Here is a 309-nt window from a genome sequence, read left to right as displayed (position 1 = left end):
GATTGCGTTGAAGACGGCCAAGCCGGGCACGCCGGAATTCCGCAAGGCGCTGCGCGATGCGCTTGAGACCAGCAAGGAAGTGCACGTGTCGAACGGCGTGATCAACATGAGCCCGACCGATCACCTTGGCCTCGATCAACGTGCGCGCGTGATGGTCAAGATCGAGAATGGCAAGTGGTTGCTCGCGCCGTGAGCGTGGTGCGGACGTGGTGAGCACGGCCGATAAATGAATCATGGATGTGCCGCGCCCGACGTCGCGCACATCCCCCCGTTGACCGTCGGCGGCGCTGGCCTCGGCCGGTGCCGCTG

The 309-nt window shown here is 64.7% G+C and carries 1 pseudogene; it reads left to right on the top strand.

Annotation, left to right across the window (positions count from 1 at the left end):
• Positions 1–193 (top strand): annotated as a pseudogene (locus tag CDV44_RS27635) (branched-chain amino acid ABC transporter substrate-binding protein); the annotation flags it as partial.
• Positions 194–309 lie beyond the last annotated feature (116 nt).

Source organism: Pandoraea sp. PE-S2R-1, assembly GCF_002179865.1.
In the GTDB taxonomy this organism is placed as follows: Bacteria; Pseudomonadota; Gammaproteobacteria; order Burkholderiales; family Burkholderiaceae; genus Pandoraea.
This window is presented reverse-complemented; position numbering and strand designations above follow the sequence as displayed.